This is a genomic window from Streptomyces sp. AMJ-169 (assembly GCF_055597585.1).
This window is the reverse complement of record NZ_JBVLTJ010000001.1, coordinates 613,311-636,199: the sequence shown is the minus strand read 5'-3', so window position 1 is coordinate 636,199 and position 22,889 is coordinate 613,311. Positions and strand designations below refer to the sequence as shown.

Annotated in this window: 14 protein-coding genes and 2 pseudogenes; 2 read left to right on the top strand and 14 right to left on the bottom strand. The window is 71.2% G+C overall.

Annotation, left to right across the window (positions count from 1 at the left end; all coding sequences use genetic code 11):
* Positions 1-125: 125 nt before the first annotated feature.
* Entirely contained in the window at positions 126-4,229 is a 4,104-nt protein-coding gene (locus tag ACYUD3_RS02705) for a molybdopterin-dependent oxidoreductase (protein ID WP_470963917.1), read from the bottom strand.
* Between the two features lie 429 nt (positions 4,230-4,658).
* Between ACYUD3_RS02705 and ACYUD3_RS02700 the strand changes: the two are divergent.
* Positions 4,659-5,921 (top strand): annotated as a pseudogene (locus tag ACYUD3_RS02700) (M1 family metallopeptidase); the annotation flags it as partial.
* Between the two features lie 129 nt (positions 5,922-6,050).
* Here the strand turns inward: ACYUD3_RS02700 and ACYUD3_RS02695 are convergent.
* The 9 genes and pseudogenes from ACYUD3_RS02695 to ACYUD3_RS02655 form a co-directional block, all read right to left on the bottom strand.
* Positions 6,051-6,377: pseudogene (locus ACYUD3_RS02695) on the bottom strand (macro domain-containing protein); the annotation flags it as partial.
* 44 nt (positions 6,378-6,421) lie between these two features.
* A complete protein-coding gene (locus ACYUD3_RS02690; protein WP_470962819.1) occupies positions 6,422-7,831 on the bottom strand; it encodes an alkaline phosphatase family protein in 1,410 nt (469 codons plus the stop codon).
* A complete protein-coding gene (gene eboE, locus ACYUD3_RS02685) occupies positions 7,828-8,997 on the bottom strand; it encodes a metabolite traffic protein EboE (RefSeq protein ID WP_470962816.1) in 1,170 nt (389 codons plus the stop codon). Before eboE ends, ACYUD3_RS02690 begins: the two co-directional genes overlap by 4 nt.
* Positions 8,998-9,004: 7 nt before the next feature.
* Positions 9,005-9,859 carry a TatD family hydrolase gene (locus ACYUD3_RS02680; protein WP_470962813.1) on the bottom strand — a complete coding sequence of 285 codons (855 nt, stop codon included), beginning with the start codon at positions 9,857-9,859 and terminating at the stop codon, positions 9,005-9,007.
* A 185-nt stretch (positions 9,860-10,044) separates the two neighbouring features.
* Entirely contained in the window at positions 10,045-11,094 is a 1,050-nt protein-coding gene (locus tag ACYUD3_RS02675) for an SCO3242 family prenyltransferase (RefSeq protein WP_470962811.1), read from the bottom strand.
* Between the two features lie 92 nt (positions 11,095-11,186).
* Positions 11,187-12,599, bottom strand: a complete 1,413-nt coding sequence (locus tag ACYUD3_RS02670) for a phytoene desaturase family protein (protein ID WP_470963914.1) — start codon at positions 12,597-12,599, stop codon at positions 11,187-11,189.
* A 129-nt stretch (positions 12,600-12,728) separates the two neighbouring features.
* Positions 12,729-13,577, bottom strand: a complete 849-nt coding sequence (locus tag ACYUD3_RS02665) for an inositol monophosphatase family protein (protein ID WP_470962808.1) — start codon at positions 13,575-13,577, stop codon at positions 12,729-12,731.
* Positions 13,578-13,671: 94 nt separating this feature from the next.
* Entirely contained in the window at positions 13,672-15,459 is a 1,788-nt protein-coding gene (locus ACYUD3_RS02660; protein WP_470962805.1) for a gamma-glutamyltransferase family protein, read from the bottom strand.
* Positions 15,460-15,470: 11 nt separating this feature from the next.
* Positions 15,471-16,427, bottom strand: coding sequence for a sensor histidine kinase (locus tag ACYUD3_RS02655; protein ID WP_470962802.1), 957 nt, complete (start codon positions 16,425-16,427; stop codon positions 15,471-15,473).
* A gap of 367 nt (positions 16,428-16,794) precedes the next feature.
* Here ACYUD3_RS02655 and ACYUD3_RS02650 point away from each other — a divergent pair, with 367 nt between their 5' ends.
* The gene (locus tag ACYUD3_RS02650) at positions 16,795-17,508 is read left to right on the top strand and encodes a hypothetical protein (protein ID WP_470962799.1); all 714 of its coding nucleotides are present in this window, start codon (positions 16,795-16,797) and stop codon (positions 17,506-17,508) included.
* Positions 17,509-17,568: 60 nt separating this feature from the next.
* Here the strand turns inward: ACYUD3_RS02650 and ACYUD3_RS02645 are convergent, their stop codons facing one another.
* The 4 genes from ACYUD3_RS02645 to ACYUD3_RS02630 all read right to left on the bottom strand — a co-directional run bounded on the left by ACYUD3_RS02645 (position 17,569) and on the right by ACYUD3_RS02630 (position 22,639).
* Positions 17,569-19,107 (bottom strand): NCS1 family nucleobase:cation symporter-1, encoded by a 1,539-nt coding sequence (locus ACYUD3_RS02645; protein WP_470962795.1) that lies wholly within the window; start codon positions 19,105-19,107, stop codon positions 17,569-17,571.
* A 141-nt stretch (positions 19,108-19,248) separates the two neighbouring features.
* Entirely contained in the window at positions 19,249-20,271 is a 1,023-nt protein-coding gene (locus tag ACYUD3_RS02640; RefSeq protein ID WP_470962792.1) for a TIGR03842 family LLM class F420-dependent oxidoreductase, read from the bottom strand.
* An 11-nt stretch (positions 20,272-20,282) separates the two neighbouring features.
* Entirely contained in the window at positions 20,283-21,686 is a 1,404-nt protein-coding gene (hydA, locus tag ACYUD3_RS02635; protein ID WP_470962788.1) for a dihydropyrimidinase, read from the bottom strand.
* 110 nt (positions 21,687-21,796) lie between these two features.
* A complete protein-coding gene (locus ACYUD3_RS02630) occupies positions 21,797-22,639 on the bottom strand; it encodes a nitrilase-related carbon-nitrogen hydrolase (protein ID WP_470962785.1) in 843 nt (280 codons plus the stop codon).
* Between the last annotated feature and the right edge of the window lie 250 nt (positions 22,640-22,889).

Genomic DNA, 22,889 nt, shown 5'->3' with positions numbered 1-22,889 from the left:
GGGGGTGTCTTCCTCTTGTGTCCTGGGGGATTGCGAGGTTGACGTTAGGGGCGGGTGGGGGGCGTACCTGCGGTATTGACGGGGGCTTGATCGGGTGTGAGCGGTTTCTGTACGCCGGGGCCCGGTCAGTACACGTCCCGCACATACCGCCTCTCCGCCGCGAGTTGCTTGAGGTACGCCGTCGCCTCCTCCTCGCCGAGGCCGCCGTGGAGGGTCGCGATGTCGCGTAGGGCCCGGTCGACGTCCTTGGCCATGCGGGAGGCGTCGCCGCAGACGTAGAAGTGGGCGCCTTCCTGGAGCCAGGACCAGAGTTGGGGGCCGTGTTCGCGCATCCGGTCCTGGACGTAGACCTTCGCGCGCTGGTCGCGGGAGAAGGCGGTGTCGAGGCGGGTGAGGGTGCCGTCGGTGCGGAGGGAGGCCAGTTCGGTCTCGTAGTAGAAGTCGGTCGCGCGGTGCTGTTCGCCGAACAGGAGCCAGTTGGGGGCGCGGTGGCCGCGGGCGCGGCGTTCGTGGAGGAAGCCGACGAAGGGGGCGACGCCGGTGCCGGGGCCGACCATCACCATGGGGGTGGCCGGGTCGGCGGGCGGGCGGAAGTGCGGGGAGCGCTGGACGTGGACGGCGACCTCGGTGCCGGGCGCGGCGTCCGCGAGGAACGGGGAGCAGACGCCCTGGCGGGGGCGTCCTGCACGGTTCTCGTAGCGGACGACCGAGACGGTGACGGAGACGAGGTCCGGGTCGCTGAGGGGGCTCGACGATATCGAGTACAGGCGGGGACGCAGCCGGCCGAGCGTCCGCACCCACTCCTGGGCCTGCGCCCGCACCCCCAACTCCCCCACCACGTCCACCGCTTGGCGCCCCCACGACCACTTCGCCAGCTCGTCCTTGTTGTCCGGCCGCAGCAGCTTGCGCAGCTCACGCGGGTCACGGGTCCGGTCGGCGGCGAAGCGCAGCAGGGACGCGGTGACCCGGGTGATGTCCAGATGCCTCAACAGGGCGTCCTCGAAGGGGACTTCACCGACACCGTCCACGCGTACGACCGTCTGCGCGCCGATTCCGGTCACCGCGAGCCATTCCTCCACCAGGGCCGGTGAGTTGAGCGGGCGCACGCCGAGCGCGTCACCGGCCTCGTAGGTGAACAGGGTCTCGGCGCCCCGCGTGTCGAAGGTGAACCGGCGCACCTCCTTGGCCGAACCTGGGCCGCTGAGCAGGTCGTTGCCTATGAGGCGGGCGGTGATGGGGGTGGGGGTGGAGCGGGTGGGCTGTGCGGCTCCGGTGAGTGGTTCGGGCGTCGTGCGCGGTTCGGCTCTCGTGAGTGGTCCGGTCGTCTTCGGCTGCTCAACTCCGCTCGGCAGCCCTCCTGTTGACCCCGTCTCCTCCTTGAGCGCCCCCTCCACCCGCTCCAGCCACTCCTGCGCCCGAGTCTCATAATCCGGCTCGCAGTCCGTCCGCGGCGCGAGCCGTACCGCCCCCAACTCGCCCATCCGGTCGTCGAGTCGGCGCCCGTGCCCGCAGAAGTCGTCGTACGACGAGTCGCCGAAGGCCAGCACCGCGTACCGGCGGCCCTCCAGGCGGGCGGCCTCGGGGGCGGTGAGGCCGGCCCAGAAGCCGGCGCCGTTGTCGGGGGCGTCGCCGTCGCCGAAAGTGCTGGTGATGAGGAGCAGGTCGGCGTCGGCGGGGAGGGTCGCGGGGTCGGCCTGGTCCATGGGGACGAGGGACGCGGGGTGGCCTCCGGCCGTGAGGTGAGCGGCAGTTGAGGCGGCGAACTCTTCTGCGTTGCCGGTCTGGGAGGCCCAGAGGATCACGATCTGCCGGGTGACGGTGGGGGGTGGCGCGGGCTGGACGGTCTGGGAGGTCGTGCGTGAATACAGGCCCGCCAGCGTGCCGTTCACCCATAGGGCGTGCTCGGGGCTGAAGGGGGCGTCGGGCGGGAGTACGGGGACTCCGGGGGCGCCGGAGGGGATGGCCGCCAGGAAGCCGAGCAGGTAGTGGCGTTCGGTGTCGGTGAGGACGGGGGGTGGGGTGGGGTCTATGCCGAACAGGGCTGCGGAGGACTGGAGTTGGCCAGGGGCCAGGGGCGAGGGCTGCTCCGCCGGCAAGGCCGCCCCGGCTCCCACAGCCGACACCTCCCCCGGCACCCGCACCCGCACCGCCCCCGACACCTTCGTCAACGACACCGCGCACACCTTGAGTTCAGGCTGGAACGACAACGGATCCACCGCATCGCTACTGACCGCGTTGACGCTCAGATACTCCCCGAAGAGATCGTTCCAATGGAACGGCGCGAAGCAACTCCCCTTCCGCACCCGGTCGGTGACGACGGCGGGCAGCACGGCCCGCCCCCGCCGCGAGGCGACCTCCACCGAATCGCCCTCCACCAGCCCGAGTTGATCCGCGTCCTCGGGATGGATCTCGACGAACGGCCCGGGATTCAGCTTGTTGAGCTTGGCGACCTTGCCCGTCTTGGTGAGCGTGTGCCACTGATGCTGGAGCCGTCCGGTGTTGAGGACGAACGGGTAGTCGTCGTCGGGCATTTCGGCCGGTGGGATGTGCGGGCGGGCGTGAAAGACGGCTCGGCCGGAGGGAGTCGGGAAAGACAGGGTGCCGTCGGGGCGGACGTACCGGATGGGGTTGCGGTCGGGGCCGCCGGGCGCGGCCGGCCACTGCACGGGCGTCTCGCGCAGCCGGTCGTACGTAACTCCCCGCAGGTCGTAGCCGGTTGCCGGGTTGTGGGCGCCTTTGAGCTCCTCGAAGATCTCCTCGGCGCTGCCGTACGTGAAGCCGCTCGCGTACCCCATCGCGCACGCGACGTCGGCGATGAGCCGCCAGTCGGCGGTCGCCTCGCCGGGCGGGTCGGCGGCGGGGGCGGCGAGGGTGAGGTTGCGTTCGCTGTTGATGAGGACGCCCTCGGTCTCGGTCCACAGGGTGCCGGGGAGGACGATGTCGGCGTACGCGACGGTCTCGGTCTCGGTGAACACGTCCTGGACGACGACGAGTTCGGCCCGCTCCAGACCTTCGATCACGGTTCTGCGGTTGGCGACGGAGGCGACCGGGTTGGTGCAGATGATCCAGCAGGCCTTGATCTCGCCGTCGGCCATCCGGCGGAACATCTCGACGGTTCCCTTGCCGACGCCGTCGGCCCGGATCGCGCCGGGTTCGAGTCCCCACAGTTTCTCGGTGAACTCCCGGTCGGCGGCGGCGAGTACGGAGCGCTGGCCGGGCAACCCCGGTCCCATGTAACCCATTTCGCGTCCGCCCATGGCGTTGGGCTGGCCGGTGAGGGAGAACGGGCCGCTGCCGGGGCGGCAGATCGCGCCGGTCGCGAGGTGCAGGTTGATCAGGGCGTTGGTGTTCCAGGTGCCGTGCGTGGACTGGTTGAGGCCCATCGTCCAGCAGCTGGTCCACTCGCCGGCCGCGCCGATGAGCCGGGCCGCCTCGCGCAGGTCGGCCTCCGGGACGCCGGTCAGCTCCGCGACCGTGTCCGGCGGGTAGTCGGCGAGCAACTCCGGCATCGCCTCCCAGCCTTCGGTGTACGCGGCGATGAACTCCGGGTCCGTGGAGCCGTCTTCGACCAGCAGCCGCAGCAGTCCGTTGAGGAGGGCGAGGTCGGTGCCCGGTCTGACCTGGAGGAACAGGTCGGCTTTCGCGGCGGTGGCGGTGCGGCGCGGGTCGACGACGATCAGTTTCGCGCCGGACGACTTGATCCGGTCCATCATGCGCAGGAAGAGGATGGGGTGGCAGTCGGCCATGTTGGAGCCGATGACGAGGAAGACGTCCGCCTTGTCGAGGTCGTCGTACGACCCCGGCGGGCCGTCGGCGCCCAGCGACAGCTTGTAGCCGGTGCCCGCGCTCGCCATGCACAGCCGCGAGTTGGACTCGATCTGGTTGGACCGCAGATAGCCCTTGACGAGCTTGTTCGCCAAGTACTGTGCCTCCAGGCCGAGTTGCCCGGAGACGTAGAGGGCGACGGAGTCGGGGCCGTGTTCGTCGACGATCGCGCGCAGCCGCCGCGCCGTCTGCGCGACCGCCTCCGCGACCGGCGCGGGGCGCGGTTCGGCGCCCCGCTCGGCGCGGACGAGGGCGGCGGCGAGCCGGCCGGGCGCGGCCAGCATGTCGGCCGTCGTCGCGCCCTTGGTGCACAGCCGGCCGTGGTTCGCGGGGTGCTCCTTGTCGCCGGACGCCTTGAGGACACTGCGGCGGCCGTCGGGCCCGAGGCCGATGTCGAGGACCATGCCGCAGCCGACCCCGCAGTACGAGCAGACCGTGCGCACCTCGGTCGCGCCGACGGTCGGCGAATCCGGCACGGGCACCCCCTTCTGTCTGACGTTCGGCCTGGTGAGAGCCTCAGAGACACTACGGAGGGCTGATTACGCGGGTGTCTCCCGCGCGGGTCGCCGGGGGTTAAGCCCGCCGCACAGGGCAGTGTGGACGGATGTGAGCGTGACGATATGACTTTACCTGCCCTGGATGGCATGTACGCGTCAGACATGTCAGGCTGCGACCCGGCCCGCGACCCCCACACCTTGACCGGCGGCGGCCACCGCGCGGGCCGACCCCCCGGCCGCCCCGAAGGAGTACGAGTGAAACCCACCCCCCGCATCGCCGCCGCCCTCGCCGCGCTGGCCGCGCTCTTCTCGCTCTCCACCGCCGAGGCGCACGCCGCCGACTCCACCCGCACGCCGGCCGCCCCGTCCTACACGGTGAGCCTCAGCAGCGACGCGAACGGCCGGGTCTGGACCGGCCACGAGAGCGTGACCTTCACCAACACCTCCGCCGACCCGCTGACCCAGGTGTACCTGCGGCTGTGGGACAACGCGCACGGCACCTGCTCCGCCCCGCCGATCACGGTCACGAACGTCACCGGCGGCACGGCGGGCACCCTCGCGGTCTCCTGCACGGCCCTGCCGATCACGCTCACCACTCCTCTGACGCAGGGTCAGAAAGCCACGGTGGGCTTCGACTTGGGGATCAGCGTACCCAGCGGCGTGGACCGTTTCGGGTACGACGGCGCGTACAGCTTCGTCGGCAACGCGCTGCCCGTACTGGCGGTGCACGACGGCTCCGGCTGGCATCTGGACCCGTACACGAACAACGGGGAGTCGTTCTACTCCGTCGCCTCCGACTTCCGGGTGACCCTCGACCACCCCAGCACCCTGCTGGTCCCGGCCACCGGCACCTCGGCCGACGCCCCGGGCACGAGCGGCCGTACGGTCACCACGGCGACCGCCTCCAACGTCCGTGATTTCGCCTGGGCTTCGGGTCCGTTCACGAAGATCTCCGGGACCTCGCCGGGCGGCGTACCGGTCAACGTCTACTCCGTCTCCGGCGTCAGCTCGGCGAACGCCCAGTCGATGCTGAGCACCGCCAAGACCGCCGTCGACGCCCACGCGGCACGCTACGGGGCCTACCCCTACGGCGAGTTGGACGCCGTCATCGACGACAACTTCTGGTTCGGCGGCATGGAGTACCCCGGTTTCGTCCTCGACGTCATCAGCACGACCGCGCTCACGCACGAGATCGGGCACCAGTGGTGGTACGGCATCGTCGGCGACGACGAGTACAACTCCCCTTGGCTGGACGAGTCGTTCACCGACTACTCCACCGACCTCGCCCTCGGCAAGACCGGCGCGGGCTGCTGGAGCAGCGTCTCCTGGGCCTCGTCGGCCGAGAAGATCACCAACTCGATGGCGTACTGGGACGCCCACTCCTCGCGCTACAGCACGGTCGTCTACGGCTACGGCAAGTGCGCGCTGCACGAACTGCGCCGGACCATCGGCGACACGGCGATGGCCGACTTGCTGAAGAGTTACGCGAGTTCGCACTGGTACGGGGTGTCCACGACCGCCGAGTTCAAGGCGGCGGCACAGGCGGCGACGAGCGTGGATCTGACGTCGTTCTGGACGGCTCACCGTATTGAGGGGTGAGGACGGCTCACAAGGGGCGAAGCTCCACGGGTGCGAGCGATGACGGCTGCGCCCAACTGAGGTGCGGGCGTGAGCGGTTGAACCTCCTCACGCCCGCGCGGTGAACGCGACCGTGCGGGCGCCGAGTTAGGCCGCGATGCGCAGGGACTCGCGGTAGCAGGAGGCGAGTTGGGCGGAGCGGTCCTCGGTCGTGCTGTACACCGGGCCTACGGTGTGGATCACCCAACGGGCCTTCAGGAGACCGGCGGTGGTGGCGACGGCCTGGCCGGTCGCCAGGCCCTTCCCATAGTGGGAGGCGCGGAGTCTGCGGCAGTCCTCCAGGATGGCCGGGCCGCCCCGGCGGTGGATGGCGCCGTCGACGCCACCGCCGCCGAGCAGCGAGGAGTTGGCCGCGTTGACGATGGCGTCGGCCGACTGTTCGGTGATGTCGCCGCGCACGAAGGTCAGTGTCGTCATGACCCTGTTTCTACCAACTCCGGTACCGGAGTTGCCCGGATTTCCTATACGGGCGCCGCTTCCGGCTCGGGTGAGTCGGGGGCGGTCCGTCCCGCCAGGCTCAGCAGCAGCGACTTGACCTCGGTCACCGCGTACGACTCCCGGTCCAACTCCCTTTCGGAGCACAGGAGTACGGGCGCGTACTCGGGCCGGTCGGGGAGCCGGCCATGGCTGCCCCGCACTCCGCCGGGGTCCAGCGGGACGGTCCGGATGCGGTAGCGGAAGCCGAGTTTCTTGCGCAGGACCGAGCCGATGGCGCGCAGCTTCACGGCCGGGACGGTGTCGTCGTACAGCAACTCGGCGGGGTCGTAGCCGGGTTTGCGGTGGATCTCGACCTGGCGGGCGAAGTCGGGGGCGTGGTCGTCGTCGAGCCAGTAGTAGTACGTGAACCAGGCGTCGGGCCCCGCTACGGCGATCAGTTCCCCTGAACGTTCGTGATCGAGGCCGTGTTCCTTCTTTCCCTCCTCGTCCAACACGGCGTCCACACCTTCCAGTTGGCCGATCAGCTCGGCCACCTTCGGGACGTCCGCCGGGTCGCGGACGTAGATGTGGGCGATCTGGTGGTCGGCGACGGCGAAGGCGCGGGAGGTCCAGGGGTCGAGGTATTCCATGCCGTCCTGGGTGTGGACCTCCAGGAGTCCGGCGCGGCGCAGGGCGCGGTTGATGTCGACCGGGCGGGAGACGGGGGCGACCCCGTACTCGCTGAGCGCGACGACCGTGGCGCCCGCTTTGAGGAAGTGGTCGATCAACGGGCCCAATGCGGCGTCGAGTTGGCGCGCCTCGGCGGCCGTCTGGGGCGAGTCGGGGCCGGTGCGCTGGGGTTCGTAGTCGAGGTGGGGGACGTAGACGAGGGTGAGGTCGGGCTGTTTCTCGTCGAAGATCTGGCGGGCCGCGCCGAGGATCCACCGGGTGGAGGGGAGGCCGGCGTTGGGGCCCCAGTATGTGAAGAGGGGGAACGGGCCCAGCCTGGTGGTGAGTTCGTCGTGCAGGGAGGGCGGCCAGGTGTAGCAGTCCGGTTCTTTGCGGCCGTCGGAGTAGTAGACCGGGCGCGGGGTGACCGTCCAGTCGACGTCGGCGCCCATGGCGTACCACCAGCAGACGTTGGCCACGGTGTAGTCGGGGTCCGTCCTGCGGGCGGTCTCCCAGATCTTCTCGCCGCCGACCAGCGCGTTGTGCTGGCGCCACAGCAGGACGTCGCCGACGTCACGGAAGTACCAGCCGTTGGCCACCGCGCCGTGCACGGAAGGGAGTTCGCCGGTCAGCAGGGTCGACTGCACCGTGCAGGTCACCGCGGGCAGCACGGTGTCGAGGCGCGCGCGGGAGCCGCGTTCGCCGAGGGCGGCGACGGACGGCATGTGGCGCAGCAGCGCGGGGGTGAGGCCGACGATGTCGAGGACGACGAGGCGCTTCTTCACGGACGTTCCTCCACAAGGTCGGTGTCTTTCAGTCCGAGTCCGGTCAACTGCCCGTGCGCCCAGTCGAGTTCGGCGGCGATCCCGCCGGGGAGGTCGGCGGGCGGAGCGGGCAGGACGGACCAGGTGTACGTCTCGACCTCGACGTGGTCGCACAGCGCGTCCGGGCCCGCGAACAACTCAGCCAGCACGTCGGCGAGTTGGCCGGAGGTGGTGCGCAACGGCGGTTCGGGTGCGGCGTGCAGGGGCGCGTGGAAGTGCACCCGCCAGGGCCCGTCGGCGGGCAGGGCGCCGGAGAGGGCGTCGGGCAGGTCGTCGGCGCCGATGACCTCGCCCGCGCGGACGGTACGGGTCTGGTGCAGGAAACGCGGTTCGGCGAGCCGTTCCAGGGCCGCGCGGGCGTCCGGATCGGCCGGGCGGACGGCCTCGATCGCGCTGGACGCCTGGAGTTTGACGACGGGCAGACCGGCGGCGGCGAGGCGGGCGAGGGCGGCGGCCGGTTCCTCGAACTGCACGGCCAGATGGCAGGCGTCGAGACAGACGCCGAGGAACTCGGGGTCGAGACCGCCGAGTTGCTCGGCGGCCTGCGCGGTGGTCTCGATGACACACCCCGGCTCGGGCTCGAACCCGACCCGCACCCGGCGTCCCGTACCGGCCTCGATCCCGGCGAGCCCGGCGGCCAGTTGATCCAGCGCGCGGCGGGCGGCGCCGGCCCGCTCGGCCGGCCAGGGGGTGCGCCAGGCCAGCGGGAGCGTGGAGACGCTGCCCCGTACGGCGTCCTCGGGCAGCAGCGCGGCGAGCACGCGGGCGCAGTCGAGGGTGTGGGCCAGCCGTGCCTCGTCGGCCCAATCGGGCAGGTACACCTGCTTCTTGACGACCTCGCGGTGGAACCCGGCGTACGGGAAGGCGTTGAGGGTGACCGTCTCCAGCCCGCGCAGCCGCAGTTCCTCCCGCAGCCTGGCCAACTGCGCCTCGTCGCCGACGAGTTCGGTTACGACGTCCCGGGCGAGCCACAACCCGATGCCGAGCCGGTCCACACCGAGCCGTTCGCGCACCGGCTCGGCGTACCGGGCGAGTTGGGCGACGACCCCGGCAAGGTCCTCCGCCTGATGGACGTTGCTGCAATAGCCGAGGTGGACGGTCGTACCGTCGAAGTGCCGTAGCCGCACGGGGCGTTCACTCCCCTCCGCGCTTGACGGAGTTGCCCTCGAACAGGGCCGTGTCGTCGGGCTTGATGTCCTCAAGGTCGAGGCGCCCGCTCTGGCCGTAGAACGCGACCGGGTTGCGCCACATCACCTTGTCCACGGCGTCCGCCCCGAACCCGGCGGCCAGCATCGCGTCCGCCGTGCGCCGCGTCTTCAGCGGATCCGAACGCCCCCAGTCCGCCGCCGAGTTGACCAGCACCCGGTCGGTCCCGTAGTCGCGGAGGATCGCGACCATGCGGTCCTCGCTCATCTTGGTCCTCGGATAGATCGAGAACCCGGCCCAGCAGCCGCTGTCGAGAGCCATCGCGACCGTGAGTTCGTTCAGGTGGTCCAGCACGACCAGCGCGGGGTCGATGCCCGACTCACGGACGACGTCGAGAGTGCGCCTAGTGCCGGCCGCCTTGTCCCGGTGCGGGGTGTGCACCAGCGCCGGAAGGCCGTGTTCCAGGGCGAGTTGGAGCTGACGGGCCAGCGCCTCGTCCTCCGCCGGGGTCATCGAGTCGTACCCGATCTCCCCGACCGCGACGACGCCGTCCTTGGCCAGATAGCGGTCCAGGTCGTCCAACACCGGTACGCAGCGCGGGTCGTTGGCCTCTTTCGGGTTGAGGGCGATCGTGCAGTGGTGGCGGATGCCGAACTGGGCCGCGCGGTAAGGCTCCCAGCCGAGCAGGGAGTCGAAGTAGTCGTGGAAGCTCTCCGGCGAGGTGCGGGGCTGGCCCAGCCAGAAGGCGGGTTCGACGAGGGCGCGTACGCCGGCGTCGTACATGGCCTCGTAGTCGTCGGTGGTGCGGGACGTCATATGGATGTGCGGGTCGAAGATGCGCATGGTCAGGCCTTCTGATCGAGGTCGTCGGCTCGTCGCCCGGTCGCTGTAACCGTGTCCGCCGTTTGCGCTGTTCGTGCGTCCGTTTCCATTTTTGTTCGGTATTGCCCGCCGATTTCCGCCGGCGCACGGGGCGCGACGCGGGGGCGTGTTGAGGCGAATACGCTCCAAAGAGAGGGGAGTTGAGGTCAGGTGGGTGAGATGCGCCGGGCGAGCCGCTTGGCGAGCGGGTGCGCGACACCTAGGGCGACCGCCGCGCCGGGCGCCCCCGCGCGCGCGGTGAGCGCCGCCTGGAGCGGCATCAGCGCGAGAATGCCGGCCCCTACGGCGCCCCGTACGTTCTCCCCGGAGGGCGCGCGCACGGCCTTGAGCTGGGCGCTGCCGTACGAGCCGAGGTAGGTGAGGGCGGCGGCCCCGGCGACGAGCGCGGCGGCGCGGACGGTCGTACGCCTCTCTGCGGGGGTCTTCGCGAAGAGGCGGGCCGCGCCTCGTACGCCGGTTCCGGCCGCCCCGCGTACGCCCCCGCCCTCCGCGCTCCCCTGCACCGCCCGCGCCGCCTGTACCACCGGCCGCGCGGCCGTCGCCAGGGCGGTGGCCGTGGAGACGGCGAAGGTCGAGGCGGGCAGCCGCGCGGGGGCGCCCGCGATCTCGTGGCGGCTCAGTGCGGTGAGCGTGTACGTGTGGACGCCGATCAGCGCGGCCGGGGCGGCGGCGCGGCGCAGGGCGGTGGCGGCCGGGGTGCCCGGGGTGGTGGCGAGAGCGCCGGTGAGGACGTCCAGCGCGCGGGCGCCCGCCATGGCGGCGGGTCCTGCCGGGGTGGCCTTCAGGCCCAGGTCGTAGGCCCAGACGCAGGCCGCCAGCGGGAGCGTGCCCAGGAGGCCGCGGCGGCCCGCTGTGAGGGCGCTGAGGCCGATCCCGGCGGCGGTCAGGCCGGTCGCGACGGCGAGCGCGGTACGGCGCGGCACGCGGCCCGAGGGGACCGGACGGGCGGGGCGCTCGACGGCGTCGACCGCCGCGTCGGCGTAGTCGTTGAGCGCCATCCCGGCCCAGTACAGGCACACCGACGACGCGGTCGCGCCCAGCGCGCGCGGGGTCCAGGGGGTTCCGGCGGCAGCCGCTCCGGCGAGCACGTCGCCCGGGACGCTCAGGGCCGCGGGGGCCCTGACCAGCCGTACGACGTCCGAGAACCGGGCCTCCGACCGGGGGTTGGCGTGCGGTGCCGCTCTCCGATCATCCATGCGGGCACTTTACTCACCGTTTATCCGTTTCCAGAAGAGTCCGTGCCGCTTCAGAAGATCCGGTGCGTGGGGTGTGCCAACTCCCGCACGGGTCAGCCCTGTTGTCTGAGGCGGCGCCAGACGGCCTTCGCCGCGTTGTGCCCCGACATGCCGTGGACGCCCGGGCCGGGCGGGGTGGCCGAGGAGCAGATGAAGACCGCCGGGTGCGGTGTGGTGTACGGGGAGAGCGTCAGCTTGGGGCGCAGCAGGACCTGGAGGCCGGAGACCGCGCCGGTGCCGATGTCGCCGCCGACGTAGTTGGCGTTGCGGACGGCGAGCTGGGGCGGGCCGAAGGTCGCGCGGGCGAGGACGCGGTCGCGGAACCCCGGGGCGAAGCGCTCCAGTTGGCGTTCGAGGACGTCCGTGAGGTCGCCGGTCCAGCCGCTGGGGACGTGGCCGTACGCCCAGAAGACCTGCTTGCCCTCGGGCGCGCGGGAGGGGTCGACGATGCTGGGCTGGACGGTGATCATGAAGGGCTTGTCGGGGGCGCGGTTCTCGCGGGAGACCGCGCGCAGGGCGGTGCCGATCTCCTTGCTGTCGGCGCCGATCTGCACGGTCGTCGCCGTGCGGGCCTCGGGCGCGGTCCAGGGGACCGGGCCGTCGAGCGCGTAGTCGACCTTGAACACCCCGGGGCCGTAACGGTAGTTGTCGTAGTAGCCGCCGAATCCGGCGATCCGCGCGAGGGCGGTCGGGGAGGTGTCGAAGACGTACGCGCGCGCGGGCGGGAGGTCGTCGAGCCGCTTGACCTCGTAGTCGGTGTGGATCTCGCCGCCGAGGTCCTTGAGGTAGGCGGCGAGGGCGTCGGAGATCGCCTGGGAGCCGCCGCGTGCGACGGGCCACCCGCGCGCGTGCGCGGCGAGCGCGAAGACCAGGCCGATCGCACCGGTGGCGAAGCCGGTCAGCGGGGCCATGACGTGGGCCACGAGGCCGGCGAAGAGGGTCTTCGCGGGTTCGTCGCGGAAGCGGCGGGTCAGCCAGGCCGACGGGGGCAGTCCGGCCAGGCCGAAGCGGGCCAGGGTGACCGGGTCGCGGGGCAGCGCGGTCAGCGGCAGGGACATGAAGTCGCGCACCAGGGCGTCCCAGCGGGGCAGGAACGGCTCCACGAGGCGGCGGTAGGCGCCCGCGTCGCGCGGGCCGAAGGAGGCGGCCGTCTCGGCCACCGAGCGCGCGAGGACGGCCGCCGAGCCGTCCGGGAAGGGGTGCGCCATGGGGAGCTCGGAGTGCAGCCACTCCAGGCCGTAGCGGTCCAGCGGGAGGGCGCGGAAGGCGGGCGAGTTGACGCCGAGGGGGTGGGCGGCCGAGCACGGGTCGTGCAGGAACCCCGGCAGCGTCAGCTCCTCCGTGCGCGCGCCGCCCCCCACCGCGCTCTTAGCCTCGAACAGCCCGACGGAGAACCCCCGGCGCGCCAACTCCACAGCGGCGGTCAGCCCGTTGGGCCCTGCCCCCACCACCACCGCATCGAACATCGACGCCACTTCGGACCCCTATCGTCAGCCGGACGGCCACCTGAGGCCAGGATATGACGGGGGTGTGACAGTGCCGTGGGGGCGGGGTGAGGCGGGGGCTCGGGACCGGGGGCCGGGCGTCGGGAGGTGCTACGCGCCTTCCCCTGTCAGGTACCCGATCACCCGCCGGGCCGTCTCCGCGTCCCGCGCGGCCGTGAACGGCAGTGCGTTGCCCCCGGTGATACGGAAGGGCTCGCCGGTGAGGGTCAGGTGGGCGCCGCCCGCCTCCTCGACGAGGAGGATGCCCGCCGCGTGGTCCCAGGCGGCCTCCCAGGAGAAGGCGGTGGCGTCGGACTCCCCGCGCGCGAGGGCGAGGTACTCCAGGCCCGCGGAACCACACGCGCGCGGGGCGACGCCGTCGGTCCACAGGGCGCGCAGGGCGGCCTTCTGCTCGTCGGTCGTGTAGTCGGGGTGGGAGCAGGCCACCCTGAGGTCGCTGCCGGGCGCCGGGCTGCCCGCGCGCAGCGGCACGCCGTTCAGGTGGGCCCCGCGCCCGCGTACGGCCGTGGCGAGCTGGTCGCGGGCGGGGGCGTAGGTCCAGGACGCGAGGAGGGTGCCGCGCCGGGCGAGCGCCACCAGCGTGCAGAAGCCGTCGTCGCCGTGGACGAACTGGCGGGTGCCGTCGACCGGGTCGACGATCCACACGAAGGCGTCGCCCTGTATCGCGTCGTACACCGCCGGGTCGGCGTGGACCGCTTCCTCGCCGACGACGACCGAGCCGGGCAGCAGCGCGCCCAGGGTCTCGGTGAGGTAGCGCTCGGCGAGGCGGTCGGCGTCCGTCACCAGGTCGTGCGGCCCCGCCTTCTGGTCCACGTCGTCGGCCCCGAGGCTGCGGAAGCGGGGCATGATCTCGGTCGCGGCGGCCTTGCGGACCGCTTCCTCGACGTCGGACGCGTGCCCGGCGAGAAACTCCTCGATGGTTTCCATGTCTTCGATCATGTGTCCATGAGAGCACGCCCCACTGACAATCCACGCCCGGCCGGTGCATCACGGGTGGAATGCGGATGAAGAGCCGGGGCCGCCGTGACCTGGATCAGCGTCCGACGGCGTAGCCCTGCATCCCGCGCGGGTTGGCCGCCGCCGACAGCACCCCGGTCCTCGGGTCGCGCGCGACCGCGCACAGCCGCCCCTCCGACCAGGGGCCGCCGAGGGTGACGTCATGGCCGCGCCGGCGCAGCTCCTCGACGGCCTCGGCGGGCATCCGGGACTCGACGGTGACACTGCCGGGCCGCGTCCCGCGCGGGTAGAACGAGCTGGGGAAGGAGTCGTTGTGCCAGTTGGGCGCGTCGACGGCGCCCTGGAGGTCGAGTCCGCCCCGCGCGTGCGCGCGCAGGGCGACGGCGAGGAAGAAGTGCACCTGCCACTGGTCCTGCTGGTCGCCTCCCGGGGTGCCGAAGGCCAGCACAGGGACGCCGTCCTTGAGGGCGATCGACGGGGTGAGGGTCGTACGGGGGCGGCGCCCGGGCGTCAGCGAGTTCGGCAGGCCCTCCTCCAGCCAGGCCATCTGGAGCCGGGTGCCCAGGGGGAAGCCCAGCTCGGGCACGACCGGGTTCGACTGGAGCCAGCCGCCACTGGGGGTGGCCGCGATCATGTTGCCCCAGCGGTCGACGACGTCCAGATGGCAGGTGTCACCCCGGGTGAACCCGTCCGAGCCGACCGTCGGCTCCCCCACACCCAGAGGGTTGAACGAAGGGTCCTCGTCGACGACCACGCGCGCGTGCTCACTGATCCGCGGCTCCCGCCCGCCAGGGGCGCCCGGCCTGAGGTCGTACGACGCCTTGTCGCCCACCAGGGCGCGTCGCTCGGCGTTGTACGCGTCCGACAGCAGCTCCCCCAGGGGCACGTCGGCCGCGTCGCCGTACCAGGCCTCACGGTCGGCCATGGCGAGCTTGCAGCCCTCGACCAGCAGATGGACGTACTCGGCGGACCCGTACTCGGGCAGCTCCGGCGGCAGCAGGGCGAGCTGCTGGAGGAAGGCGGGACCCTGGCTCCAGGGGCCCGCCTTGCAGACGGTCCAGCCGTTCCAGTCGTACGACACCGGGGCCTCGTAGGTCGCCGACCAGGAGGCCAGGTCGGCGGCCGTGAGGGTGCCGGTGTGGCGCTCGCCGCTGGTGTCCATGGTGGGGCGGGCGGACTGCCGTACGAGGGCCTCGGCGATGAAGCCGGAGCGCCACACCTCGCGCGCGGCGTCGATCTGGGCCTCCCGGCCGACTGTCGACGCGACCTCGTCCAGGAGGCGGCGCCAGGTCGCGGCCAGGGCGGGGTTGCGCAGCAGCTCGCCGGGGCGGGGCGGGTGGCCGCCGGGGAGGTAGACGTCCGCCGAGGACGTCCACTCCGTCTCGAAGAGCTCCCGCACGGACTCGACGGCGTTACCGACGTTCTCCACAGGCGCGTGCCCGTCCTCGGCGTACCCGATGGCGTACTTCAGGACGTCCGCCAGGGACTTGGTGCCGTAGTCCTTGAGGAGGAGCATCCAGGCGTCGAACGCGCCCGGGACGGCCGCCGCGAGGGGGCCCGTTCCGGGGACGAGGCTCAGGCCGAGCTCCTTGTAGTGCGCGACCGTGGCGCCCGCCGGGGCCACACCCTGGCCGCACAGGACCCGCACCTCGCCGCCGGCCGGGGCCAGCAGGACGGGGACCTCGCCCGCGGGCCCGTTGAGGTGCGGTTCGACGACGTGCAGCACGAAGGCGCCCGCCACGGCCGCGTCGTAGGCGTTGCCGCCGTCCTCCAGGACGGCCATCGCCGATTGGGAGGCCAGCCAGTGCGTGGAGGACACCATGCCGAAGGTGCCTTGGAGCGTCGGACGGGTGGTGAACTGCATCTCGCACCTCGCTAGTTCGCGCGCCTCATGGTCCGCCGATCATCATATGACCGGGGTGCGGCGGGCCAGGGGCACACAGGTCGAGCCGACTCCGCGCGGGCGAACGCCCCCTCCTCCAAGGGAAGTTCGGCCCACACCGAGAAGCCGCCTCCCGCGCGCGGGGCCGCGTGCAAAGTGCCGCACAGGGCCGCCGCCCGCTCACGCATCCCGGTGAGCCCGCCGCCCGGCCGGGGCGGGCGCGCGGGGTCGGCGAGACCGTCGTCGTCCACACGGATCGCCAGTGCGTCGGCGCCGTAGTCCAGCCGTACGTCCACCCTGGCGCCCGCCGCGTGCCGGGCGGCGTTGGCGAGGGCCTCCTGGACGATGCGGCGGACGGCGCGCTCGACGGCCGGGGCGAGGGGGCGTTCCTCGCCGGTGACGGTCAGGCTGGCGGCGAGCCCGGCCGCGCGGGCGCGTTCGAGGAGCAGCGTGGGCGGGCTCGCGGGCTCGTCGGCCCGCAGCTCCCCCAGCGTGGCGCGCAACGCGCGCAGGGCGTCACCGCCGGCCTCCTCGATGGCCAACAGGGCGGGCGGCACCTCCTCGCCCCGCTTGCGGGCGAGATGCGCCGCGACACCCGCCTGGAGCCGGACGACGGAGACGCTGTGGGTCAGTGACTCGTGCAACTCCCGCGCGACCCGCAGCCGTTCCTCACCCGCCCGGCGCAACGACGCCTCCTCGCGCGCCCGTTCCTCCGCCAGCACCCGCCGCTCCGCCTGCCGCACACACTCCCGCCGCTCACGGACGGCGATCCCTGCTGCCAGCGCCCCCAGGAACCAGCCCGCCAGCAGCAGCGCCGTACCGGGACGGCCCGTCGCCCACCCGGCCAGGAACACCGCGACCCCGACCGCCACAAACCCCGGACACCCTGCCCGCGCGACCGCGAAGGCAGCGTCGGCGAGTTCCCTGCGCAAGACTCGTCGCCCGTCCATGCCCGCACCCTAGACCCCGGCACCGACATCGTCGTCAGCCCTTCGGACGGCGTCGGTGGTACTGCCGACGCAGTAGGCGGGGGGTGGGGGGCGGTGTGACTGCGCAGACATGACTGCGTAAACATGACTGCGCTGACATGACTGCGCTGACATGACTACGCTGCCATGTCTACGTAGTCATGACTGCGCTGACATGACTGCGCAGTCACCCCACCCGCCCCACCCCCGCCAAACCCCATCCCCCGTCACCACACAGCCACTCAGCGAGTTCACACTTCCGCCCCACAGGGAGTCGTGTGAAACTGGCGTCCCGTTGTCCGCAGTGCGGACTCCTCTCCGCACCCTTCCCCCCAAAAGAAGTGCGCCTGTGCGTTCTCTTCCCCTGCCGCTCGCTCTCACCGCCCGTATCTCCCCGGTGGCCGTGCTCGCCTGTGCGGGCTGGATGCTGACCTCCTCCCCTGCCACTCCGGAGGATTCCGCGGCGAAGGACACCCAGCAGACCAGATCCGAGTCGGCGGACGGCACGTCGCCGAGTGCGGCGGCTGCGGCGAAGGAGTATTCGGCGGCGCCGGCGCCGTGCGGGAGTGTGTCCGCGGGGACGCTGGGCTCGCTGGTGCCGGGGGCGAAGGCGGCCGGCAAGGAGATTCCGTCGACGGACACGAAGATCCGCCGTACCTGCTCGTGGAACGCGCTGAAGGGGTACGACTACCGCTGGCTCGACGTGTCGTTCGAGATCATGGACTCCGACGAGGCGGCGCGGACGTCGTACAAGGCGCGGGTGGCGGACAAGAGTGGGGGCGGGGCGGTGCCGGGGCTGGGGGACGAGGGGTATTCGGTCGTCAATCTGACCACGGAGGACAAGCAGCAGACACGTGAGGGCGTGGTGTTCGCGCGGGCCGGGAACGCGCTGGTCGTGATCACGTACAACGGCAGCGACTTCGAGACGAAGAAGGCGCCGGACACGGACACGATCAACAAGGGCGCGATCAAGGCGGCGAAAGAGGCGATGGCCGCGCTGCAAGGCGGTGGATCCGACAACTCCGCTGCGGCGAGCCCGAGTTCGGACTCCGCGGCGGGCTGAGGCCGTCGTACGCAGGACAGCGGGGCCGGCGGGGATGAACCGCCGGCCCCGCTCCCGTCGTCAGGCCTCCTGGGGTGCTTCCTTCGGCTTCGCGAGGGTCATCAGGGCGAGGTAGAGCAGCATCGAGGTGCCGAGTCCGACCGCCCAGCCGTAGTCGGCGAGGGATTGCAGGGCGGGGATGGGGCGGCCGTCGATGATCGGTTTGAAGCTGGCGCCGCCGACGGCGAGGACGCCGCCCGCGAGGAAGGCGACGACGGCGCGCCAGTTCCAGCCGCGGTCGTACCAGTAGCGGCCTTCGCGGCGGTAGAGGTCGGTGAGGTCGAGGCGGCCGCGGCGCAGGATCCAGTAGTCGGCGATGAGGATGCCGGCGACGGTGCCGAGGAGGCCGCCGACGAGGCCGAGCCAGGTGAAGATGTAGCCCTGGGGGTCGGAGTAGAGCTTCCAGGGGAAGATCAGGACGCCGAGGACGCAGGTCGCGAGGGCGCCGGCGCGGAAGCTGATCTTGCGGGGGGCGATGTTGGAGAAGTCGAACGCCGGGGAGACGAGGTTGGCGGCGATGTTGACGGAGAGGGTCGCGACGAGGACGGTGACGAGGGCGAAGAGGAGTCCTACGACGTTGTCGGTCTTGGCGGCGAGCTGGACCGGGTCCCAGATGGTCTCGCCGTAGACGGCCTGCGAGCCGGAGGTGACGAGGACGGACAGCAGGGCGAAGAGGGTCATGGTGGTGGGCAGTCCGAAGGCCTGGCCGCGGGTCTGGGCCTTCTGGGATCTGCCGTAGCGGGTGAAGTCGGGGATGTTCAGGGAGAGGGTGGACCAGAAGCCGATCATGCCCATGAGGGAGGGCCAGAAGAGTTTCCAGAAGTCGCCGCCCCAGCCGAGTTTGGAGGGCTGGTCGAGCAACGGGCCGAATCCGCCTGCCTTGTTGCTCATCCAGATGAGCATAACGACGGCGCCAACGATGACGAAGGGCGCGGCCCAGTTCTCGAACCGGCGGATGGTCTCCATCCCCCGGTAGATGATGGCGACTTGGATGGCCCAGAAGATGGCGAACGACAGCCACATGGTCCAGGCGTAGCCGCCGATCTTCCCTGCGTCGGCCCAGCCGCTGCCGATGAGTTTCCCGGCGAGGAAGAAGATGGCCTCGCCGCCGATCCAGGTCTGGATGCCGAACCAGCCGCAGGCGACCAACGCCCGTACGACGGCGGGGAGGTTGGCGCCGCGGACGCCGAAGGAGGCGCGGGCGAAGACGGGGAAGGGGATGCCGTACTTGGGTCCGGCGTGGCCGGTGAGGAGCATGGGTACGAGGACGATGACGTTGGCGAGGGCGATGGTGAACACCGCCTGCTTCCAGTCCATGCCGACGGCGATGAGTCCTGAGGCGAGCGTCCAGGAGGCGGTGTTGTGGGCCATGCCGACCCAGAGGGCGGAGAAGTTGTAGGTGGTCCAGGTGCGTTTGGCGATGGGGACGGGGAGCAGGTCCTCGTTGGCGTAGGGGCCGCTGGGCGGGGGTGCGGCGGGGTCGAGTTCGACCCGGCCGTCGGGGAGGGTGACTTGGTGGGGCGGGGGTCCGGCGGGGGCCGTGGAGGCGGTGTCGGTCATGGGCGAGGCCGTTCGGGGAGGCGGGGCGGGGAAGGGCCGTGCGGGCGGCGCGTGCGGGGGGACGCGCGTGGGGTGCGCCCTGACCCCCTCCCGGACCGGGCTCGGGAGGGGGCGACCAATGGACCAACTGGCCAGGTTCCGCTAGCCGTTGACGGCGGGGATGACCTGGGTGCCGTAGGCGTCGATGACGGTTTCCCGGGCGTCGTGCATGTCGTAGACGGCGAACTGGTCGACGCCCAGCGCCCGGAGGGCGTTGAGCTTTTCGATATGCCGTTCGACGGGGCCGATGAGGCAGAAGCGGTCGACGATCTCGTCGGGGACGAACTGGGTGTCGGGGTTGCCGCTGCGGCCGTGGTGCGAATAGTCGTAGCTCTGGCGGGACTTGATGTATTCGGTGAGTTCTTCGGGGACTTGGGCGGAGTGTTCGCCGTACTTGGCGACGAGGTCGGCGACGTGGTTGCCGACCATGCCGCCGAACCAGCGGCACTGTTCGCGGGCGTGGGCGAGGGCTTCGGGTGAGTCGTCGGCGGTGACGTAGGCGGGGGCGGCGACGCAGATCTTGACGTCGTCGGGGTCGCGGCCGGCGGCGACGGCGGCGTCCTTGACGGCTTTCACCATGTATTCGGTGAGGTAGAGGTCGGCGAGCTGGAGGATGAATCCGTCGGCTTCCTCGCCGGTCATCTTCAGCGCCTTGGGCCCGTACGCGGCCATCCAGACGGGGAGTTGGGCGTCGTCCTTGATCCAGGGGAACTTGACGACGGCGCCGCCGCCGAGGTCGGCCTCGTGGCCCGAGCCGAGGGCGCGGATGACCTTCATGGCCTCGCTGATCCGGGCGAGGGTGTTGGGGGTGCGGCCCGCGACGCGCATCGCGGAGTCGCCGCGGCCGATGCCGCAGACGGTGCGGTTGCCGAACATGTCGTTGAGGGTGGCGAAGGTGGAGGCGGTGACCTCCCAGGTGCGGGTGCCGGGGTTGGTGACCATCGGGCCGACCGTCAACTTGCTGGTCTGGGACAGGATCTGACTGTAGATCACGAACGGTTCCTGCCACAGTACGGCGGAGTCGAAGGTCCAGCCGTAGGTGAAGCCGTTCGCTTCGGCCCGCTTCATCAGGTCGATGACCTTGGAGGCGGGCGGGTCGGTCTGGAGGACAAGTCCGAAGTCCATGGGCGCCACTCCTAGATGAGGTACTGACAGGTGGAGCGCGGGGTGTAGACGCCGTGTCCGGCGTTTCCGGTGTACTCCCGCTCGGTGATGACGAGTTCGCCGCGCGAGAGCACCGTCTCGACGCGTCCGGTGATCCGCTTTCCTTCGTAGGCCGAGTAGTCGACGTTCATGTGGTGGGTGCCGGCGGAGATGGTCTGTTCGGCGTGCGGGTCGTAGATGACGACGTCGGCGTCGGCGCCGGGGGCGATGGTGCCCTTCTTCGGGTAGAGGCCGAACATGCGGGCCGGGGTGGCGCAGGCGATCTCGATCCAGCGGCGGCGGGAGATGCGGCCCTCGACAACTCCCTGGTGGAGGAGGTCCATTCGGTTCTCGACGCCGGGAAGCCCGTTGGGGATCTTGGAGAAGTCCCCGCGCCCCAGCTCCTTTTGACCCGTGAAGCAGAAGGGGCAGTGGTCGGTGGAGACGACCTGGAGGTCGTTGGTGCGCAGCCCCTGCCACAGCTTCGCCTGGTGCTCTCGCGGCCGAAGTGGCGTGCTGCACACGTACTTTGCGCCCTCGAAGTCCGGTTCGGCGAGGTTGTCCGTGGACAGGAACAGGTACTGCGGGCAGGTCTCGCCGAAGACGTTGAGCCCTTCGTCGCGGGCGCGTGCCAGCTCGGCCACTGCCTCCATGGCCGAGACGTGCACGACGTACAGGGGCGCGCCCGCGACCTGTGCGAGCCGGATCGCGCGGTGGGTGGCCTCGGCCTCCAGGAGGGCCTTGCGGACCTCGCCGTGGTAGCGGGGGTCGCGTTCGCCGCGGGCGAGGGCCTGTTCGACGAGTACGTCGATGGCGATGCCGTTCTCGGCGTGCATCATGATGAGTCCGCCGTTGTCGGCGGAGCGCTGCATGGCGCGCAGGATCTGGCCGTCGTCGCTGTAGAAGACGCCGGGGTAGGCCATGAACTGCTTGAAGGAGGTGACGCCTTCCTCGACGAGGAGGTCCATCTCCTTGAGCGTCCCGTCGTTGACGTCGGAGACGATCATGTGGAAGGCGTAGTCGATGGCGCACTTGCCCTCGGCCTTGGCGTGCCAGGCGTCGAGCCCTTCGCGCAGGGTGCCACCGACGTTCTGGATGGCGAAGTCGACGATGGTGGTCGTACCGCCCCAGGCGGCGGCCCGGGTGCCGGTCTCGAAGGTGTCGGCAGCGGTGGTGCCGCCGAACGGCATCTCCATGTGCGTGTGGCCGTCGACGCCGCCGGGGATGACGTACTTCCCGGTGGCGTCGAGGACGCGGTCCGCGCTGAAGCTCTCGGCGGTGGCGGTGCCGGAGGCGGCGAGGGCGGCGATGCGGCCGTCCTCGATCAGGACGTCGGCGTGGATCTCGTCGGACGCGGTGACGACGAGTCCGCCGCGGATGACGGTACGACTGCTCATTGCTCCCTGACTCCTGTCAACAATGAAGGGGGTTACCGGAGTTCACCCGGTGCCGGGATTCACCCGCACGGGCCCGGACTCCTCGGCGCCGGACCCGCGCGGGCCCCGCCTCAGGGAGCCGTCAGCGGCCCGTACGCGTCGGTGCGCCGGTCGCGGTAGAACTGCCAGCGGTCGCGCACCTCGCGCAGCTTGGCGAGGTCGAGGTCGCGTACGACGAGTTCGCTCTCCTTGTCGCTGGCGACCTCGCCGACGAACTGGGCCTCGGGGTCGACGAAGTACGACGTGCCGTAGAAGTCGTTGTCGCCGAGCTCCTCCACGCCGACGCGGTTGATCGCGCCGACGAAGTACTCGTTGGCGGCGGCTGCCGCGGGCTGCTCCAACTGCCAGAGGTAGGAGGAGAGTCCGCGGGAGGTGGCCGAGGGGTTGAAGACGATCTCGGCGCCCGCGAGGCCCAACGCCCGCCAGCCTTCGGGGAAGTGGCGGTCGTAGCAGATGTAGACGCCGATCTTGCCGGCCTTGGTGTCGAAGATCGGCCAGCCCGCGTTGCCGGGGCGGAAGTAGAACTTCTCCCAGAATCCCTTGACTTGGGGGATGTGGTGCTTGCGGTACTTGCCCAGGTAGGAGCCGTCGGCGTCGATGACGGCGGCGGTGTTGTAGAGGACGCCGGGCTGTTCCTCCTCGTACATCGGCAGGACGAGGACGATGCCGTGTTCCTTGGCAAGTGCCTGGAAGCGCTTGACGATCGGTCCGTCGGGGATGCTCTCGGCGTACTCGTAGAACGCCGGGTCCTGGACCTGGCAGAAGTACGGCCCGTAGAACAGCTCCTGGAAGCACAGGACTTGGGCGCCCTGGGCGGCGGCGTCGCGTACCGCCTGCTCGTGCACCTGGATCATCGACTCCTTGTCGCCTGTCCAGGCGGTCTGGAAGATCGCGGCACGGATCACTCTGCTCATCGGGACCTCCGGTCGCTCGGTGTGCTGGGGCGGGCGTCAGAAGTGCCGTCGTCCGCCCGGAGGGCGGGCGCGGGGCAGACGGAACTTCTGACGCCCGCCCCAGGAGCTTAGGAAGCCGCGCGGCCGGGTTTGAGATGCAGCGTGTCACGCCTGCGGGCGCGCCGCGTGCCACGCTGTCACGCGTCCGTCGGCCCATGTTTCACCGCCGTTTTCCCAGGTAGTGCCGTGTTTCGGAGCTGTTGCGCGCGCC

Excerpts from the sequence above, each read along its gene's own strand:
- ACYUD3_RS02705 (WP_470963917.1), bottom strand. The coding sequence starts at position 4,229 with ATGGTCCTCGACATCGGCCTCGGGCCCGACGGCCGCCGCAGTGTCCTC.
- ACYUD3_RS02680 (WP_470962813.1), bottom strand. The coding sequence starts at position 9,859 with ATGCGCATCTTCGACCCGCACATCCATATGACGTCCCGCACCACCGAC.
- ACYUD3_RS02675 (WP_470962811.1), bottom strand. The coding sequence starts at position 11,094 with ATGGATGATCGGAGAGCGGCACCGCACGCCAACCCCCGGTCGGAGGCC.
- ACYUD3_RS02670 (WP_470963914.1), bottom strand. The coding sequence starts at position 12,599 with ATGTTCGATGCGGTGGTGGTGGGGGCAGGGCCCAACGGGCTGACCGCC.
- ACYUD3_RS02665 (WP_470962808.1), bottom strand. The coding sequence starts at position 13,577 with ATGATCGAAGACATGGAAACCATCGAGGAGTTTCTCGCCGGGCACGCG.
- ACYUD3_RS02660 (WP_470962805.1), bottom strand. The coding sequence starts at position 15,459 with ATGCAGTTCACCACCCGTCCGACGCTCCAAGGCACCTTCGGCATGGTG.
- ACYUD3_RS02655 (WP_470962802.1), bottom strand. The coding sequence starts at position 16,427 with ATGGACGGGCGACGAGTCTTGCGCAGGGAACTCGCCGACGCTGCCTTC.
- ACYUD3_RS02645 (WP_470962795.1), bottom strand. The coding sequence starts at position 19,107 with ATGACCGACACCGCCTCCACGGCCCCCGCCGGACCCCCGCCCCACCAA.
- ACYUD3_RS02640 (WP_470962792.1), bottom strand. The coding sequence starts at position 20,271 with ATGGACTTCGGACTTGTCCTCCAGACCGACCCGCCCGCCTCCAAGGTC.
- hydA (WP_470962788.1), bottom strand. The coding sequence starts at position 21,686 with ATGAGCAGTCGTACCGTCATCCGCGGCGGACTCGTCGTCACCGCGTCC.
- ACYUD3_RS02630 (WP_470962785.1), bottom strand. The coding sequence starts at position 22,639 with ATGAGCAGAGTGATCCGTGCCGCGATCTTCCAGACCGCCTGGACAGGC.